This window comes from Pyrobaculum sp. (assembly GCF_049971835.1).
Classification (GTDB): domain Archaea; phylum Thermoproteota; class Thermoprotei; order Thermoproteales; family Thermoproteaceae; genus Pyrobaculum.
On record NZ_JBMFKV010000194.1, the window covers coordinates 1 to 3255 of the forward strand.

Sequence of the window (3255 nt, forward strand, 5' to 3'; positions counted from 1 at the left end):
GTGTAAGATGCATGGACCTGCACTGCCCAAAGTGTCGAGGTCCACGGCTCTGATTTGCTCTACGGTTGGGCCTCCGCGGAGGACAGGGAGGTGAAGATCTCCGGCGACGTCTTCGACCTCCTGGCTGATCTAGAGAAGGCGGAATTCGCCGTGGGCTACAACATCTCTAAATTTGATGTAGTATACCTGGGCTCGGGCTCTAGGCTGTACATCGACGCCGGGAGGCCCGTCGGTATAATTGACTTGATGGACTTCGCAACGGGGCCGTGGCGCTCCTCCCTCGGCGTGGGGGAGGAGGCGTACGCCCTGCACGAGGTGGTGAGGCAGATTGGGGCCCCGCCAGACGTGGACTTGAAGGAGTGGGTGAGGGCGAAGGCGTCGAGGACTAAGCTGACTGGCGCTGAGCTGAGGAGGTATTTGGAGTGGGACGTAAAGGCAACTCTCCACCTGGCGGAGAGGTGGCTGTCGACCCTCTCGGCGGTCTCAAGCCTCGCAGGTATCCCGCTCCACCTCCTCTGGGCAGTCGCGAAGAGAGGCTCCTCGCCCGGCGCAATCCATGACGCCGCCTTGGCAAAAATCACCGAGCTGGCCGGCTACGTCTTGGTGGACAGGAGGAGAGAGCTCGACTACGGCGGCGAAGCGAAGGTGGTCGTGAGGAGGACAGGCCTCTTCCGCAAAGTGGCGGAATACGATTTCCACATGCTGTATCCTACCATCTTCTACGAGCTGGGGGTGGACGTCGTGGAGAGCTATAGGTGCGAAAATGGCTTGGCTGGCGCGGGTGGGGCCAGGGTGTGCTTCAAGCAGGGGGACTCATACCGCTACCTGGCCAAGCTTTATAAGGCGAGGGAGGCCACCAAGAGGCTAAAGAAGGAGAGCCCCGAGGTCGGCGAGCCGGTGGACCAGGCTGTAAAAATTCTGGCCAACTCGGCCTACGGAGTGGCGGCGAAGCCCGCTGGCTACGGGCTGAATGAACACGCCGCGGCGGTCATATTCAACGAATCCGCGCGGCTCTTCGTGAGGCTTGTGGACAGGTACAGGGCGATCTACGGAGACACCGACTCAATCTACGTGCCGCTCTCGGGAGATCCCTACCCGGACGCGGAGGTCTCGGCTGAGGCGCAGAGGATAGCCAGGGAGCTCTGGGGAGGCCAGCTACTGTACGGCGGGGTGAACTTCAGCCTCAAGCTTGAGGGGATATGGGACGTGTATATTCACGCCGCGAAGAACTACATCAAATGGAACGACAAGAAAATCGAAGCTAAGGGCTATCTATTCAAGCCGAACCAGTTGCCCGCTGGGTGGAAATATGGAGAGTGGCGGCAGTTGTTAAAGGATTTCGCATCAGGTGCAAGGTGCTGGAGGGAGGAGCTCAGAAAGCTCCAGCCTGAGGACGCTCTCTTGGAGGAGTCCCTGGACTTGGCTGACTTTTTCATTACAAGCCAAGGCTCGGAGATCAAAAAGCTTGACATGAAGAAGAGGATCCCCATCTTGGCCAAGCTTCTCGTAGAGTCGGGAGGCGAGTCCTACGTCTTGAGGAGAGGCGCGAGGGGAATAGTAGACGTTCGGTTTGCATACCTCGAACCCGGCGAAAAGACCCCAAGGATTTTGGTGTACGCAAAAGGCGAGATCTACGACGTAGTTGTGTTTAAGGTGGAGCTTGCCAAAGGGGCCGCGTTCATCGCCGGGAGGTATAGAAAAGTCGAAAATACTGAAGCCGTCTACGCGGCGGTGGAAAAGACGACGTATTTGGCTAGCCTCTTTGGGGCCTGCGGGAGACAAAAGTTCGCTTGATCTCTTGCCGCACATGCTACCCGACGTCCGAAACATGCAAAATTTCGGCATGAGGATTTTGCCTAACTCCTCCTAAACTGGAGTTCTTCAGCCAGTAAGCGTCTATATGCAAGCATTTTCTAACTCTGACAAGCAGAGACTTTGCAGAAACTAACTCCCCTTTACTCACACTAGATACTCCGCCAAAGACTTGTAAAGCGTTAAGCGGAGTCTCCACGGTCTCCACCAGGTTTTAGGAGAGGGTATGTTCAAGTTGAATATTTGATTCGCCAATCGATCCAAGATAGTTGAACATCGACCGCTTTTCAATTCTCCTGGGTCTGTCGGCGGAGTTAATTTTTTCAACAATTTTTATCCCTTTCAAAGTTTGGTGTAGATCGTGGAGACGTGAAGACTCCGCTTAATGCTTGATTTTCGTCAAACCCTTTTACTGAAGTAAAGAACTTGCCGCTTCTGAAAGGCCCGGCTATCTGCGCGGCTTGTTGGGGTAGAGCAGTGGAGCGGATTGGCGCACCTCCGCGCCGTCGGTGGCTGTGCTCGGCCGCAGGACAAAGCGAAGGGCAGAGTAGAGGGCCCCCGTGCACCACAGCTGTGAGCCCGGCGGTCCCTCCCCCAAGGCACTCGGGGGATCCCTCACGCGTGGCATCCGAAGAGACAGGCAAAGGGAGGGAAACAACAAGCCCGTCGGCGGGGGGATCGCCGGAGGGTTGGGGAACCCCGAGGCGGGAGATACGGCGTGCTGTCGAAGGCGAGGTGGCGTACATTTAGACGCGCAAGAGCCATTCTTGTAGAAGCCGTTACCGTTGTCGTTCGCAGGCAAAAGTTATGCGCCGGTTTGGCGGACGCCGCCGGTGGGGTTGGGAAGTTGGCTGACTCGGCGAGCCGCAGAGTGCTGATGCGGTGGGAGCAGCCGGCAGAGGTGGGGCAGGCACCTCATAGGGCGATTGTCTGGACTGCACATAGAGAGAACACGAAATTCGATCTTCTAGAAATGTTTGAGCCGCGCCATCTTCGGCTTGCCGCCTCCGCCGGCTGGGCGGACTGCTTGGGTGGGGTTGGGAGGCGTTTTCGCTGGTTAAACCGCAGATTGTCACCGCCCAGCTGGGCTCCGAGTCATGTGGGGTTGCCACGTCATTCCGCAGTCGACGTATGCCGCATCTCTGCGCCGTCGGCATCCAGCCTCTGCCGCCGGGACAGTTGACAAATAGCTTAAAAACCAACCCCGTACGGTATCTCATGTTCAACACGATCGTAAGGGAAATAACCCAGAAGACATACGTTGACTCGATGCCGTTGTACATGGCGGCGCTGTGACTCCACGCTTTAAGGAACGACGGGAAATATGTGCCGCTGTTAAACTAAATAGAGATCCGGATGATGGCTGGGAGGTTCCTGAAGCTACTGCACTTCGTTGATAACGTAGTTCGCCGGTGCGACCTCGGCGAGCTGAATGACAAAATC

General features: G+C 56.9%; 2 protein-coding genes. Both read left to right on the top strand.

What is annotated here, in order from left to right:
* Window positions 1-54: 54 nt before the first annotated feature.
* The gene (locus tag ACP5J3_RS12165) at window positions 55-1794 is read left to right on the top strand and encodes a hypothetical protein (RefSeq protein WP_428495936.1); all 1740 of its coding nucleotides are present in this window, start codon (window positions 55-57) and stop codon (window positions 1792-1794) included.
* Between the two features lie 1149 nt (window positions 1795-2943).
* A complete protein-coding gene (locus tag ACP5J3_RS12170; protein WP_428495937.1) occupies window positions 2944-3108 on the top strand; it encodes a hypothetical protein in 165 nt (54 codons plus the stop codon).
* Window positions 3109-3255: the final 147 nt, after the last annotated feature.

Bases quoted from the DNA above. Each gene is read 5' to 3' on its own strand.
- ACP5J3_RS12170 (WP_428495937.1), top strand. From the start codon at position 2,944: ATGCCGCATCTCTGCGCCGTCGGCATCCAGCCTCTGCCGCCGGGACAG.